Source organism: Salinispora tropica CNB-440, assembly GCF_000016425.1.
In the GTDB taxonomy this organism is placed as follows: Bacteria; Actinomycetota; Actinomycetes; order Mycobacteriales; family Micromonosporaceae; genus Micromonospora; species Micromonospora tropica.
This window is the reverse complement of sequence record NC_009380.1, coordinates 2630384-2644311: the sequence shown is the minus strand read 5'-3', so window position 1 is coordinate 2644311 and position 13928 is coordinate 2630384. Positions and strand designations below refer to the sequence as shown.

General features: G+C 69.9%; 14 protein-coding genes. 6 read left to right on the top strand and 8 right to left on the bottom strand.

The genetic code is table 11. The annotated features are described in order from the left end of the window. Positions 1 to 85: 85 nt before the first annotated feature. Positions 86 to 1060, top strand: a complete 975-nt coding sequence (locus STROP_RS11810) for a hypothetical protein (RefSeq protein ID WP_012013577.1) — start codon at positions 86 to 88, stop codon at positions 1058 to 1060. Between the two features lie 13 nt (positions 1061 to 1073). Further along, entirely contained in the window at positions 1074 to 2072 is a 999-nt protein-coding gene (locus STROP_RS11805) for a tyrosine-type recombinase/integrase (RefSeq protein WP_012013576.1), read from the top strand. A 37-nt stretch (positions 2073 to 2109) separates the two neighbouring features. Here the strand turns inward: STROP_RS11805 and STROP_RS11800 are convergent, their stop codons facing one another. The 3 genes from STROP_RS11800 to STROP_RS11790 all read right to left on the bottom strand — a co-directional run bounded on the left by STROP_RS11800 (position 2110) and on the right by STROP_RS11790 (position 5317). After that, entirely contained in the window at positions 2110 to 3042 is a 933-nt protein-coding gene (locus STROP_RS11800; protein ID WP_026275364.1) for an LLM class F420-dependent oxidoreductase, read from the bottom strand. A gap of 14 nt (positions 3043 to 3056) precedes the next feature. After that, complete coding sequence (locus STROP_RS11795; RefSeq protein WP_012013574.1) at positions 3057 to 4223, bottom strand: 3-dehydroquinate synthase family protein; 1167 nt, start codon at positions 4221 to 4223, stop codon at positions 3057 to 3059. Between the two features lie 89 nt (positions 4224 to 4312). Beyond that, positions 4313 to 5317, bottom strand: a complete 1005-nt coding sequence (locus STROP_RS11790; protein WP_026275363.1) for a Gfo/Idh/MocA family oxidoreductase — start codon at positions 5315 to 5317, stop codon at positions 4313 to 4315. An 81-nt stretch (positions 5318 to 5398) separates the two neighbouring features. Between STROP_RS11790 and STROP_RS11785 the strand changes: the two genes are divergently transcribed. Further along, positions 5399 to 5857: an Rv0361 family membrane protein gene (locus STROP_RS11785; RefSeq protein WP_018831326.1), complete on the top strand. Its 459-nt coding sequence runs from the start codon at positions 5399 to 5401 to the stop codon at positions 5855 to 5857. 25 nt (positions 5858 to 5882) lie between these two features. Here STROP_RS11785 and STROP_RS11780 read toward each other — a convergent pair whose 3' ends face one another. The 4 genes from STROP_RS11780 to STROP_RS11765 form a co-directional block, all read right to left on the bottom strand. Next, a complete protein-coding gene (locus tag STROP_RS11780) occupies positions 5883 to 6590 on the bottom strand; it encodes a thymidine kinase (RefSeq protein ID WP_012013572.1) in 708 nt (235 codons plus the stop codon). Between the two features lie 54 nt (positions 6591 to 6644). Further along, positions 6645 to 8039 carry an MFS transporter gene (locus tag STROP_RS11775; RefSeq protein ID WP_012013571.1) on the bottom strand — a complete coding sequence of 465 codons (1395 nt, stop codon included), beginning with the start codon at positions 8037 to 8039 and terminating at the stop codon, positions 6645 to 6647. Between the two features lie 16 nt (positions 8040 to 8055). Beyond that, on the bottom strand, positions 8056 to 8823 hold the full coding sequence (locus STROP_RS11770; RefSeq protein ID WP_012013570.1) for a glycerophosphodiester phosphodiesterase family protein: 768 nt from the start codon (positions 8821 to 8823) through the stop codon (positions 8056 to 8058). Positions 8824 to 8887: 64 nt separating this feature from the next. After that, positions 8888 to 9649: a lysophospholipid acyltransferase family protein gene (locus STROP_RS11765; protein WP_026275362.1), complete on the bottom strand. Its 762-nt coding sequence runs from the start codon at positions 9647 to 9649 to the stop codon at positions 8888 to 8890. A 170-nt stretch (positions 9650 to 9819) separates the two neighbouring features. On the opposite strand from STROP_RS11765, the gene STROP_RS11760 reads away from it, so the two are divergent. Next, positions 9820 to 11232: a cytochrome ubiquinol oxidase subunit I gene (locus STROP_RS11760; RefSeq protein ID WP_012013568.1), complete on the top strand. Its 1413-nt coding sequence runs from the start codon at positions 9820 to 9822 to the stop codon at positions 11230 to 11232. Between the two features lie 16 nt (positions 11233 to 11248). Continuing rightward, entirely contained in the window at positions 11249 to 12247 is a 999-nt protein-coding gene (gene cydB / locus STROP_RS11755; RefSeq protein ID WP_012013567.1) for a cytochrome d ubiquinol oxidase subunit II, read from the top strand. A gap of 68 nt (positions 12248 to 12315) precedes the next feature. Here the strand turns inward: cydB and STROP_RS11750 are convergent, their stop codons facing one another. Beyond that, positions 12316 to 13020, bottom strand: coding sequence for a hypothetical protein (locus STROP_RS11750; RefSeq protein ID WP_050765064.1), 705 nt, complete (start codon positions 13018 to 13020; stop codon positions 12316 to 12318). A gap of 129 nt (positions 13021 to 13149) precedes the next feature. Here STROP_RS11750 and STROP_RS11745 point away from each other — a divergent pair, with 129 nt between their 5' ends. Next, entirely contained in the window at positions 13150 to 13878 is a 729-nt protein-coding gene (locus STROP_RS11745) for an SDR family NAD(P)-dependent oxidoreductase (RefSeq protein ID WP_012013565.1), read from the top strand. Positions 13879 to 13928: the final 50 nt, after the last annotated feature.

Here is a 13928-nt window from a genome sequence, read left to right as displayed (position 1 = left end):
GGGATGGTGCTGCACTGCGCGTTCGTAGACGCTCGTAGGCGTACCCGGCATCGGGCCGAGTGCGCGCCAGCGGACGGAGCGAAGCATGGGCATCACCACCGCACCTCACCGCACGCAGACCGAGTGGCATCGTCCGCTGCTCGCCAACGCGGTCTTCATGTTCACTGTCGCCCTGGTGTCCGTCGGCGGCCTACTGTTCGACGATCGACACCTCGTCGGCGAGCCGGTCTGGCTGAAGCCGTTGAAATTCGGGTTCGCCATGGGCGTGCACGCCCTCGTGGTGGCGTGGCTGCTCGGCAAGCTCCGCCGAGGCCGACGCATCGGCTGGTGGCTCGGTACGGTCTTCGCGATCGCCGGGGTGCTGGATGTCGGGGCCGTCGCCTACGCCGCCGCCAACGGCACCTTCAGCCACTTCAACGAAAACACCGACCCGGTGGCCCGCACCGTCCAGGCGGCGTTCTCCGTCGGCATCATGCCCCTGCTGCTGACCACCTTCTTCGTGGCGATCCTGCTGTTGGTCCAGCGCGTCGGCGACCGCGCTCTGACCCGGGCACTGCGCGCCGGGCTGGCCCTGGCGGTTGCCAGCATGGTCGTGGCCCTGTGGCTGAGCACCTCATCGGGGCAGACGCCGCGGGTGGTGGCCGACGCCAACGGCCACCAGGTGTCCCTGGTCGGCGCACACGGCATCGGCGACCCCGACGGCAACGGTATGCCCGTCACCGGCTGGAGCGCGACCGGTGGGGACCTGCGGGTACCGCACTTCGTGGGAATGCACGCCATCCAGGGGCTGCTGCTGCTCACCGTGGTCCTCGGCGCTGCCTCGGCACGCCGGCCCTGGCTGCGCGACGAGCGGACCCGGGCCGACCTCGTCGGCGCCGCGGCCCTCGGCGGTACCGGAGTGTTCGCGGTGCTCAGCTGGCAGGCCAACCGGGGCCAGTCAGTCCTGCACCCCGATCTCGCGACCCTGGCCGCGCTCGCCGCGGTCGCTGCGCTCACCCTCGCGGCGGTGACCGCGGTGCTCCTCCGGGCGCGCCTCCGAGCGTTGCCGACCCCACCCTGAGAACCTTTCGCACATGCTCTCCTCCGAGATGCCGGCGCGGCGCCGTTCGACACCAACGCCGGTGCTGTCCACCGGGGCGGCTGACTTCACCGAGGCGTGGCTGGCCAACCGCAGACTCAGCGAGCACACCCGAGACGCCTACCGGCGGGATGTCGGCGGCTGGCTCGACTGGTGCGCCGATGCCGACCTGGATCCGCTGCGGGCCACTTTCCTGCACGTCAACGCGTACGCCCGGTGGTTGGAGTCGACACCGACCGCCCGCAGCGGCAAGCCGCCCACGCCAGCCACGGTTGCCCGTAAACTCTCCGCCCTGTCCAGCTGGTACGACTTTCTGGTCACGTTACGCGCAGTCGGGACCAACCCGGTGACCGGAGCGGATCGCCCCCACGTCGACCGCGACCACTCGGCGACCATCGGGCTCACCCCGGAGGAGGTCGACGCGCTACTCACCGTCGCCGACAGCGCCACCGGCCCGACCGCCGCCCGGAACCGGGCCGCGGTGGCGCTCCTGGTCGACCTCGGGCTGCGGGTCGGTGAGCTGGTGTCGTTGGACGTCGCGGACCTGGGCACCGAGCGCGGCCACCACAGTGTGCGCTTCACGGGTAAGGGCGGCCGGGCCCGGCGGCGGGCTCTCACCCCGGGCGCCTCGGCGGCCGTGCAGGCATACCTGACCCGGCGGGCCCGCACCGAGGGCGTTCCGGTGCACCGGTTGACCGGTCCGTTGCTGGTGACCTCGACCGGCGCCCGGCTGGACCGGCACTCCGTGTTCCGCCTGGTCCGCCGGCTCGCCCGGGAGGCCAGCATCCCGGGGTGGGCGCGGCTGTCCCCGCACTCGCTGCGGCACTCCTTCGCCACCACCGCCCGCGCGGAGGGCGTGCCGTTGGAGGACGTGCAGGACGCGATGGGGCACGCTGACCCGCGTACCACCCGCCGCTACGACCGTGACCGGCACAACCTCGACCGAGACCCGGCGTACGCGATTTGGACCGCCCGGTCCCGACGCCGCGGCTGACCCGCCGGTCGCGGCGCACCGTGCCCGCCGGTACCCGTCAGTCCAGCTGCGGCAGGATGTGGTGACTGAAGTACGCCAGATGATCGACGTCGAACTGGTGGGGCGTCTGCAGATAGAGCCGGCTGATGCCCGCCTCGGCCAGCTCCCCGATCCGGTCAACCACCTGCGTCGGGGAGCCGACCAGCCCGCGCTCCATCATCTGCGTGGTGAAGAGCCCACCGACGGGTTCGGCACGCCGGGCCACCTCGGCGGAGTCACGGCCGCAGACGAGCAGGACAACAGCGGAGCGGCGAAGGCTCGACGGCGCCCGGCCGGCCTTCTCACAGGCCGCGTCAACCCGCGCGCCCTGCTCCGCGATCTCCGTCAGAGTCGGGAAGGCGTAGTTGAACTCGTCGGCGTAGCGGGCCGCCAGGCGGGGTGTCCTGGTCGGCCCGGTGCCGCCGATGATGATTGGAGGATGGCGCTGGACGGGTTTCGGGAGCCCCGGCGCGTCAGTCAACCGGTAGTGCCGCCCATGGTGGGTGAACAGCTCGCCCTGCGGGGTGTCCCACAGGCCGGTGATGATGTCCAGTTGTTCCTCGAACCGGTCGAACCGTTCGCCGAGGGCGGGGTAGGGGACACCGTAGGCACGGTGTTCCGGCTCGTGCCATCCGGTGCCGAACCCAAAGTCGACCCGCCCGTTGCTCATCTGGTCGACCTGGGCGACGGTGACCGCCAACAGGCCCGGGTGCCGGAACGTCGCCGAGGTCATCAATGACCCGAGTCGGATGCGTCGGGTTTCCCGGGCCAGCGCGCCCAGGGTCACCCAGGTGTCGGTGGGACCGGGCAGTCCCGCGGCGTCGGCCATGGCCAGGAAGTGATCCGAGCGGAAGAAGCCGTCGAGTCCGAGTTCCTCCACCGCCTTCGCGGTGGTGGCCACCTCGTCGTAGCTCGCCCCCTGCTGGGGGTTGGTGAACACGTGACACTGCAGCTGTCGAGGGGCGCTCATCGTCGGTCTCCCCCCGGTGAGCGGGATGCCGGCAGGTCGTCCGACTCCCACTGGTGCTGGTCCTCGACAGCGCGCCGCAGCTCGTCGGTGGTGACATCCCCCAGGTATGTCACCCGGCCCACGCGCGACGGCGTCGGGATGCGCTGCTGGCCACCGCGGTGTCGGGCCGTGTCGGACAGGGCGGCGACAAGCCGGTCCGTGTCTTCCATCGCCGGATGCCACACGTCCAGGCCGAGCGAGCGGATCAGACGCAGGATCCGGTCACGGACGTAGCGCCCGATCAACCCCCGCCGCCACGCGATCATGCTGGTCCAGGCGATGTCCAAGGCCACCGCGTGCCCGTGTGTCAGGGTGGGCTCAAGCCCGGGCGAGATGTTGTGCCCCAGGTAGCTGGCCCGGGCGGTCTCGTGCTCGAACGGGTTGCGTTTCAGTTCCCGCATCATCCACGACATCGACCGGCTGAGGATCTCCTCGGAGGCGTCGTCGGCGGCCGGGAAACGCTCCTCGGAGACCCGCGGCCCGTGCTCCTCCAGCAGTCGAAACAGGGCGGGGTCTCCGGCGACGGCAACCTTGATGATCTCCGCGAAGCCATCCCTGATCTGGTGCGGCTCCAGCGTCCGGAAGAAGCGGGCGTCGGTCAGCGACAACCGCGCCGGATGGTAGAGACCGGAGCGGTTCTTCCACCCCTCGTTCACGCCGCACTTCAGGGCGAACATCGAGTCGATGGCGGCCACGAGGGTCGTGCCGATGAAGTCCCACGACACGCCCCGCCGGTATTCGCCGGCCACCAGACCGAACACGTCGTGCAGCACGCCGCCGCCGATGGCGATCGGTGATTCGTCGAATCGGGGAACACCGAAGGCGTCCATCTCGTCGTAGATCCGGTTCGCGCTGTCACGGGTCTTGGCGTCCTCACCGCCCGGCAGCAGACAGGGCGGGTTGTTCCACTCGAGTCGGTAGCGGTCCAGCAGCCCGGTGACCTCCTTCTGGTACAACGTCCAGACACACTCGTCAACGGTGACGAAACGTCGCCGGGAGCGGTCCAGGTCACCGAAGAGCGTCGGCTCGGTGCGGGGTGTGAGATCCAGTAGGCCGTCGTAGAGCGCGGTGCTCCACGCGACGGGCCGGGCAACCTTCGCCTCCCACTTCCAGGATCGGGGCATGCCCCCTGGTTCCCGCCGCGCCCGAGACCATGCCGAAACCGCCCGAGGCTCTCCACCCCTTCCGACAGGTCACGCGGACCACAACAGCCTCAGAATCCGGCGATCTCCGTCATCGGGACCGGTCGCCGCTCCCGCTGCGACCGCCAGCACGCCTCCGCCACCCGAAGCGCCTCCACCGCCTCCCGTCCGTCACACGGGTTCTCCAGATCTCCCCGGGCGACCTGAAGGAAAGCGTCGATCTCCGCCTCGAAAGCCGACGCGAAGCGCTCCAGAAAACCCGGTACGGGATCCGACGGCGGGGACGGAGCATCCGGCTCGACGGAGGTCAGCGGGGTATGCCGGTCGAGCCCGATAGCAATGGTGTCCGCATCCCCGCACAACTCCATACGGACGTCGTAGCCAGCCCCGTTGCACCGGGTGGCCGTGGTGGCGGCGAGCGTCCGGTCGTCCATCGTCAGCAGCGCCATCGCCGTGTCGAGTTCCCCCAGCTCCGCGAAGATCGGCGGTCCGGCGTCCGAGCCGCACGCGTACACCTCGGCGACCTCCCGGCCGGTGATCCAACGCAGCAGGTCGAAGTCGTGGATCAACGCGTCCCAGAAGATCCCGCCGGAGGACGACAGGTAGGTGGCGGGCGGGGGATCGGGGTCGGCGCCAACAGAACGAATGGTGTGCAACCGACCGAGCTGACCGGCGCGCACCCTGGCCCGGCCGGCCAGAAAGCCCGCGTCGAACCGGCGCATGAGGCCGATCTGCAGGGTGGCGCCCGCCGCCTGCACCTCCTGCACCGTCCGCGTTGCCTCGGACAGGTCGGCCGCGACGGGCTTCTCGCAGAACGCCGGCAGGCCTGCCCGTGCCGCCTGCCGGATCAACTCGGCGTGCGTAGCGGTGTTGGAGGCGATGACAACCCCCTCCGTGCCGGAGGTGAACGCCTCGTCGACCGAATCCGCCGCACTGGCGTCGAGGCGGCGTGCCACCTCCTGGGCACGCTGCCGGTCCACGTCGGCGATCACCAACGAGGTGACATCAGGGTGGCGGCGAAGATTGGCGGCATGGATGGCGCCCATCCGACCCACCCCGACAACTGCAATACGCATACCGTGATTATGGGAATACTTCCGCTGCGCGTCGCGGTATTCCGCACCTTCGCCCGGGCCAGATCTCTACCGTCAAAGGGTGTGAACGCCGAGCCGCCGTGGATCCGGCCGTCGCAGCCGCGCAGGCCGGTCCGGACCGGCCTGGTCGTCGCGGGCGCCATGGTCCTGCTCTGCTGTGTGGGTGTCGCCGGGCTGGCCGCGTGGAACCTGCAGGCGGTGACCCGGGCCACCGGGCCGGTACGGCTCACCGCCGACGGCTTCCTGCGGCAGCTCACCACCGGGGACACCACCGGCGCCTACGAACAACTCTGCGCCGACTCCCGCAGCCGGTGGAGCAAGATCGGCTTCAGTAGCTGGGTGCGCACCCCACCGACGGTACGGGAGTACGAGATCGTCGATGTCGCGGTAACCAGCCGCCGCGGCCGACCGCAGGGCACCGTCACCGTACGGTTGACCCGCGACAGCGGCAACACCGAGCAGCGAGACCTGTCCATCGTCACCGAGGACGGCGGCTGGCGGGTCTGCGGTGACCCGTACTGATCCGCCGACCCGGGGGACGAGCCGGTCAGTCGGATGCGGCAGGCCCCAGGTCACCGGCACGGTGATGACGCCGGCAGAGCACCTGGTAGCGCACCTGGGCAGTCTCGGCCGTGTCACCGACGACCACCTGCGCGCCCTCCCGGGCCACCCGCCGGTTGACCACGCGGGCGTTGAGCAGCCCCTCCCGCCCGCACCAGCAGAGCACCTCCACCTGGATCCGGGCCACCGAGTCCGCCAACTCGAACAGCCGTCGCGCGGCCGGGAACATACGGGACCGGAAGTCGGTGGCCAGACCGAACGCGTACACGTCGACATCGTCGTCGTCGACCAGCTCGGCCAGCTGCTCGACATGCTCCACCTGGTAGAAGCTGGCCTCGTCGCAGATCAGGTAGTCGACCCGGACCCCCTCGGCCCGCCGGCCCCGGACCAGAGCGCGCAGATCCAGCTCATCGGTGACCTCGACCGCCTCGTGCGCCAACCCGATGCGGGTGGTCACCCGCGGGCCCAGCGACCGGTCGATGCGGGTGGTGACCAGGCCCCGCCGCCCCTGCCGGGCGTGGTTGTGGTTCATCTGCAGCGCCATGGTCGACTTGCCACAGTCCATCGGACCCCAGTAGAACCGCAGCGCCGCGGCGTGCAACGGCCGCCCGTCCGCGCCCGCACCGCCGACCCGTTCGTCGGATCCGGACGCGGGGGCCAGGCAGGTCGAATCGGCGGAGGCGTGGTCGGTCACGGTCCGGGAGCCTAGCCCATGAACCCGCCGCAGCGCCGGCAGCCGTCGATCGGCTCACAGCACCCGCGGCGGCCGGTTCCCAGCGGCCACGATCGCCCGACGCATCGGCACCGCCAGCAGCAGCACAAACCCGACCACGAAGAAGATCAGCAAAGAGACCAGGCCCACCCGGTAGGAGTTGGTCAACTGGAACACCAGCCCGAAGGCGAGCGGGCCAAGCCAGCTGGTGCCCCGGTCACTGATCTCGTAGAAACCGTAGTACTCGCCCTCCTTGCCGGCAGGGATGAGCTGGCTGAACAACGACCGACTCAGCGCCTGGCTGCCCCCGAGCACCAGCCCGATGGCCGCACCCAGCGCCATGAACGGCAGCGGCGCCTCGGCGGGCAGCCGGAACGCGGCGACGACCACCGCGATCCACAGCACCAGGCTCAACAGGACGGTCTTCCACGCCCCGATGCGCCGGGCAAGCGCGCCGAGCAGCAGCGCGCCACCGAAGGCAAGGAACTGCACCAACAGAATGGTCACGATCAGGGTGCTCTGGGTCAGCCGTAGCTCTTCGGTGCCGTACTGGCTGGACAGGGTGATGACCGTCGCGATGCCGTCGTTGTAGACCAGGAACGCCAGGAGGAAGAACAACGTCAACGGGTACGCCCGCAGCTGACGCAGGGTGCGCCCGAGCTGCCGAAAACCATCGATGAGCACGTTGCCGCCGCTGGTCAACGCCGCGGCGGTGGGATGTTCGCGGAGCCAGCGCAGCGGCACCAGGGTGAACGCGGCCCACCACACCCCGGCCGAGACGATCGACCAGCGAGCCAGGTCCAGGGTCCGCTGCGGGTTGCCCTCCTCGGCGAGCGCGGTGACGACGGCCAGATTGAGCGCCAGCAACAGGCCGCCACCGAGGTACCCCAGCGCCCATCCCCGGCTCGAGATGCCGTCCCGGTCGTCCGGCCCGCCCAGCTGCGGTAGGAACGAGTTGTAGACCACGATCGCGGCGCCGAAGGCAATGTTGGCGACCAGGAACAGCGCCCCACCGAGCAGGTACCGTTCCCCGGTGACGAAGGCCATCGCGACAGTCGCACCAGCACCGGCGTAGGCCGCAGCGGCGAGCAGGCGCTTCTTGTGCCGCGTCCGGTCGGCGATCGCGCCCACAACCGGCAACACGAAGACCGTGAGCAGCACCGACAGTGAGATCAGATACGGGTAGTACGACCCGACGGCGACCTTGATCCCCAGCGGGTACACGTACCCGACGCAGCTGTCCGCACCGAGCTCACAGCCGGCAGCCTGCTCGGCGACGGTGGTGAGGAACGGACCGAGGAACACGGTGATGACGGTGGTCTGGAACGCCGAGTTCGCCCAGTCGTAGACGTACCAGCCGGTGCGTTCCCGGCGGCTGCTCCGCGGCGTGGGGGGAGTGTCGTCGACAGCGGGGGTTGCGGTGGCAGACATCCCAGTGATCCTCGAATCAGGCCCAGTGACCGCGACTGCGATAGACGTCACGTAGCACGTCCACGTGATCGGTCATGATGCCATCCACCCCGAGGTCCAGTAACTCGTGCATCTCGGCGGGTTCGTCAATCGTCCAGACATGCACCTGCAGCCCGAGGCGGTGGCAGTAGGCGAGAAACCGGCGGTCGGTGACCCGCAGCCGCCCGTACCGCACCGGCACCTGCGCGGCGACCACCGACTCCGGCAGCCGCAGCAGCCGGCCCGTCAACGACGCCATCCGCAGTCGCGCCACGCCTCGCACGCCGAGACTGGTGGCGATTCGGCCCCGGGTCAACGCCCGCATCCGGACCAGCCGCGCGTCGCTGAAGGAGGCCAACAGAACCCGATCTCCGGCGTCAGCGCGCTCGATGGCGGCCACCGCCGGCTCGATGCCGGAGCCGGCCTTGACATCAACGTTGAACCGGACCTGCGGCCAGGCGTGTAGCACCTCGTCCAGGCGGGGCACCACCGACGCGCCACCGACGCGCACCGACGCCAGATCGGCCCACCGCAGCTCGGCGATCCGTCCGGGGGAGCCGGTGATCCGGTGCAGCGTGGGGTCGTGGAAGACCACCGCCACACCGTCGGCGGTAGCGTGCACATCGGTCTCGACGTACCGATAGCCCAGGCCGACAGCCCGGGCGAACGCCGCAGCCGTGTTCTCGTCGCCCTCGGCGGCGCCGCCACGGTGGGCGAAGGCCAACGGCGCTGGCGTGTCGAGGTAGGGGCACGGGCCGGTCAGCACGCCGAGAAGTATGCCGGCCAATGGTGATCATCAGGTAGTGGGCGACAGCCAACGGTGGCGGGTGTCAGCTTCGACGGTGGGAGCGGCTGGTGTCGACCGGCCGCCCGGGATCAATGTGGCGGGGCCGGTCGGGTTCGTGTGGCCGGAGCGGGGCCAGCGTGTCGGTGATCGCGTCGACGATGCGGTCGGTGGCGTGGCGGGCCACGCCGGGTGCGCCGGGCGCCAGGTCGGCCAGGTCGACCGGGGCGCCGAAGCGCACCCGGACCACCTTCCGATGAGCGACGGTGCGGGCAAGCGCGCGCACCAGCCCTTTCGGGGTTCGGTAGGGGAGCACCTCGTGCGCGCCCCACTGCGCGACCGGGATCACGGGCACACCGCAGGTCAGGGCAAGCCGGGCGACGCCGGTCTTGCCCCGCTCGGGCCACAGCCCCGGATCGAGACCAATGCGTCCTTCCGGATAGACCAGGATGACCGCGCCGTCGGCCAGGGCATCGGCGGCCGTCGCCATCGCATCGGCCGCGGTGCTGACGCCCCGGTCGACCCGGATGTGCCCGGCGCGCCGCATGGCGGCGCCGACCAGCGGGGCGCGAAACAGCCCGCCGGTGGCCATGATCCGTGGCGCGATCCCCACCGAGTGGCAGGCGGCGGCGAGCACGATGGGGTCGAACGGGCTGATGTGGTTAGCGGCGAGCAGCAGGGGGCCGGGGCGCAGACGTCCCGGAATCTCGTCGGCTACCTCCAGCCGGGCCAGGGCGCCGACCACGACGCGGGCGAGCGGTTGTGCGGTACGCCAGATCAGCGGCGCTTGCCAGTGCTCAGTCTTCATCAGCGCTTCATGATCGCACGGGGTACGCAGCCAACGGTGGGGGGCCGTCGACTTAATGATCAAGGCCATTGGTCCCGGGACCTCGGGCCTCCCGCCCCTGAGAATTTTTCTACGACGGACTGTAGTATCTACTACGCTTCGTAGTAAGTCCGTAGATCTGGGGGTCACAGGTGGACGCGTTAGACGTCGCCCGTTGGCAGTTCGGTGTCACCACCGTCTACCACTTCCTGTTCGTGCCGCTAACCATCGGCCTGTCCGTCCTCGTCGCCATCCTGCAAACGCTCTGGTACCGCACGGGCGACGAAAAATACCTCAAACTCACCAAGTTCTACGGCAAACTCTTCCTGATCAACTTCGCGATGGGCGTGGTCACCGGCATCGTGCAGGAATTCCAGTTCGGCATGAACTGGAGCGACTACTCCCGCTTCGTCGGCGACATCTTCGGCGCCCCCCTGGCCATCGAAGCCCTGGTCGCCTTCTTCCTCGAATCCACCTTCATCGGGCTCTGGATCTTCGGCTGGGACCGGCTACCCAAACGCCTACACCTAGCCACCATCTGGGCCGCCGCCATCGGCACCAACCTGTCGGCCTACTTCATCCTCGCCGCGAACTCGTTCATGCAGAACCCCGTCGGCTACCAGATCAACCCCGACACCGGTCGCGCCGAACTGACCGACTTCGTCGCCGTCCTGACCAACAAGGTCGCCCTGATCACCTTCCCGCACACCATCGCCGGCGCGTTCCTCGTGGCCGGCTCCCTCCTCGTCGCCGTCGCCCTGTGGCACCTGATCCGCAACCGGGACTCCGCGGACACCCCGGCCTACCGGTTCGCCGCCAAGTTCGGATCCTGGGTCACCCTGATCTCCACCGCCGCCGTCCTGATCACCGGCGACATCCAAGGCAAGATCATGACCCAGGTGCAGCCCATGAAGATGGCCGCCGCCGAAGGCCTCTACAACACCGAGAGCCCGGCCTCGTTCTCCGTGTTCACCGTCGGCAGCCTCGACGGCAGCCGCGAACTCTTCGCCCTGAAGATCCCCTACCTGCTGTCCTACCTGAGCACCGGTGACCCCAACGGCACCGTGAGCGGCATCAACGACCTCCAAGCCCAGTACACCGCCCAGTACGGCGCCGGCAGCTACACCCCGATCATCCCGATCACCTACTGGAGCTTCCGGCTCATGATCGCCTTCGGGCTGGCCGCCGCCGCGATCGCCCTCCTGGTGCTCTGGAGCCAACGCAAGGGCCGCACCCCCACCAGCCGCTGGCTACTCCGCGCCGGACTTGCCATGCCCCTCCTACCACTCGCCGCGAACTCCTTCGGCTGGATCTTCACCGAGATGGGCCGTCAGCCCTGGATCGTCTTCGGCGAAATGCTCACCCGCGACGGCGTCTCCCGCAGCGTGTCGATGACCGAAGTCCTCACCTCATTCACCGCCTTCACCCTCATCTACGCCGCCCTCGCCGTCATCGAGTTCAAACTCCTCATCCGCTACGCCAAGGCCGGCGTACCCGACCTGACACCGGACCCCGACACCGACGACACCGACGACGCCGAGCGCCCGCTCGCCTTCGCCTACTGAGCTGCGGAGCCCCCACATGGACCTGACCACCATCTGGTTTCTCCTCGTCGCCGTGCTGTTCACCGGCTACTTCATCCTCGAGGGCTTCGACTTCGGCGTCGGCATGCTCCTGCCGGTCCTCGGCCGCGACGACCGCGAACGCCGCGTCCTGATCAACACCATCGGCCCGGTCTGGGACGGCAACGAGGTGTGGCTGATCACCGCCGGCGGCGCCATGTTCGCCGCCTTCCCCGAGTGGTACGCCACCCTCTTCTCCGGCTTCTACCTACCGCTCCTACTCATCCTGCTCGCCCTGATCGCCCGCGGCGTCGCCTTCGAATACCGCAACAAGCGCCCCGAGGCATCCTGGAAACGTCGCTGGGACCACGCCATCTTCTTCGGATCCCTACTCCCCGCCGTCCTGTGGGGAGTCGCATTCGCCAACATCCTGCGCGGCGTGCCCCTCACCGCCGACCACGAATACGCCGGCGGGCTCCTCAACCTCCTCAACCCCTACGCGCTCCTCGGCGGCGTCACCACCGCCGCCCTGTTCCTCACCCACGGTGCCGTGTTCATCGCCCTCAAAACCGTCGGCGACGTCCGCCACCGTGCCGCCGCCCTCGCAGTCCGCGTCGGTGTCGCCACCGCCGTACTCGCCGTCGCGTTCCTCACCTGGACCCTGACCATCCGCGCCAACACGGCCGCCGTCGCCCTCGCCGTCGCCGCCGCCGTGGCCCTGCTCGGCGGCCTCGCCGCCGCCTACGCCCGCCGGGAAGGATGGGCCTTCACCGGCACCGCCGCCGCGATCGGCCTGGCAGTGGCAACTCTGTTCACCGCCCTGTTCCCGAACGTGCTGCCGTCCACCCTGGACGCCGCCGGCACCCTCACCGCCACCAACGCCGCCTCCACCCCCTACACCCTCACCATCATGACCTGGGTGGCGGTGATCTTCACCCCGATCGTGCTGGCCTACCAGGGCTGGACCTACTGGGTGTTCCGCAAGCGCATCGGCGTAGCCCACATCCCGCGACACTGACACCCCACCCAAAAACGACGGTCGCCCGCCCCCGCAACCCCGGGGACGGGCGACCGTCGTCGTGGGACTCAGCCCGCCTCCCGCAGCTCCGCCAGCCGCGCCTCCACCTCCGCCAACTCCGAACGCAGCTGCTCCGCCTGCTGCTCCGCCTGGGCCCGCTCCGCGGCGAGAATCTGCTCCACCGCCTCCTGCACCCCCGACACATCCACCAGCCCGACCATCCGCAGCGCCTCCGCCGGCTTCACCACATACGGCTTGGCAAGCACCTTCGCCCCCTGCTGCGCCGCCACCGTCCACTCACCCTCGGCGTACGCCAACGTCACCGTCAGCCCCGCCGGCCCCTTCGCCTTAGCCGGCTTCGCCGACTTCACCGCCCGCCGCGCCGGCTTCGCCGACTCCACCGGCCGGGCCGACGAATCCTCCCCGACCGCCCGCGACGGCGGCGGCGTGTCCAACACGAACTCCGGCTCCGGCGACACCACGGGCTCCGCCGCCAGCGGCTCCCCAGCCGACCGCTCCGCCGACGAGCCCCTCCGCCCCGCCCCACGCGGCGCCACCGCCACATCAACGGGGGAGAAGGGCAACTCGTCCCGCCCGAACCGCACCACCACGAACTCGTCAGAGACCTCCGGATCGGTCAACGCCACGACCTGACCCACCTGCCCCGCGATCTGCCCCGCCGACGCGGTAAACACCACCTTCGGCTTCCGGCCCGCGGCAACCGCCTCCCGGATACCCGCCACCTCCTCGGTGGACAAACCCTGCCCCGACATCACGCCCTCTCCCGTACACCTGTCCGACAGCAGTACTTGATACCAGCCGCCGACCAACCAAGATGCGCCGCCCCATCACACCACCGCGGTAGCCTCGCCACACACCCGCCAGACCAGGAGAGAAGCCCGTTGAATCCGGTCACCGTCATCACCGGCGGCAGCCGCGGCATCGGCGCCGCCACCGCCCGCCGCCTCGCCCACGCCGGCCACCACATCGCCTTCTCCTACCAACGCGACCACACCGCCGCCAACACCGTCCTCGCCGAGCTACACGCCATCGGCGCCACCGCCATCGCCGTACCCGCCGACACCCGCGACCCCGACCAACTCGCCACCCTGTTCACCGCCGCCGCCGACCTCGGCGACCTCACCGGCCTGGTCAACAACGCCGGCGTCACCAGCCTCATCGGCCCCTTCGTCGACCTCGACCCCACCGACCTACGCCACGTCGTCGACGTCAACCTCATCGGCTACATCCTCGCCGCCCAACAGGCCGCCCGGCGGATGCCCACCGGTGGCGCCATCGTCAACATCTCCTCTGCCGCCGCCACCCTCGGCGCGCCCGGCGAATACGTCCACTACGCCGCCGTCAAAGCAGGCACCGACGCCCTCACCATCGGACTGGCCAAGGAGCTTGCCCCCCACGGCATCCGCGTCAACGCCGTCGCCCCCGGCATCATCCGCACCGACATCCACACCCACTCCGGCCAGCCCGACCGGGCCGATCAGGCCGCCGCCCGCATCCCACTCGGACGCGCCGGCGAACCCGACGAAGTCGCCGCCGCCATCGCCTGGCTACTCGGACCCGACGCCAGCTACACCACCGGCACCATCCTCCGCGTCAGCGGCGGCCTCTGACCACCAGCAACCGGACCCACAGCAACAGGAGCCACCGAACAAACCCAGCC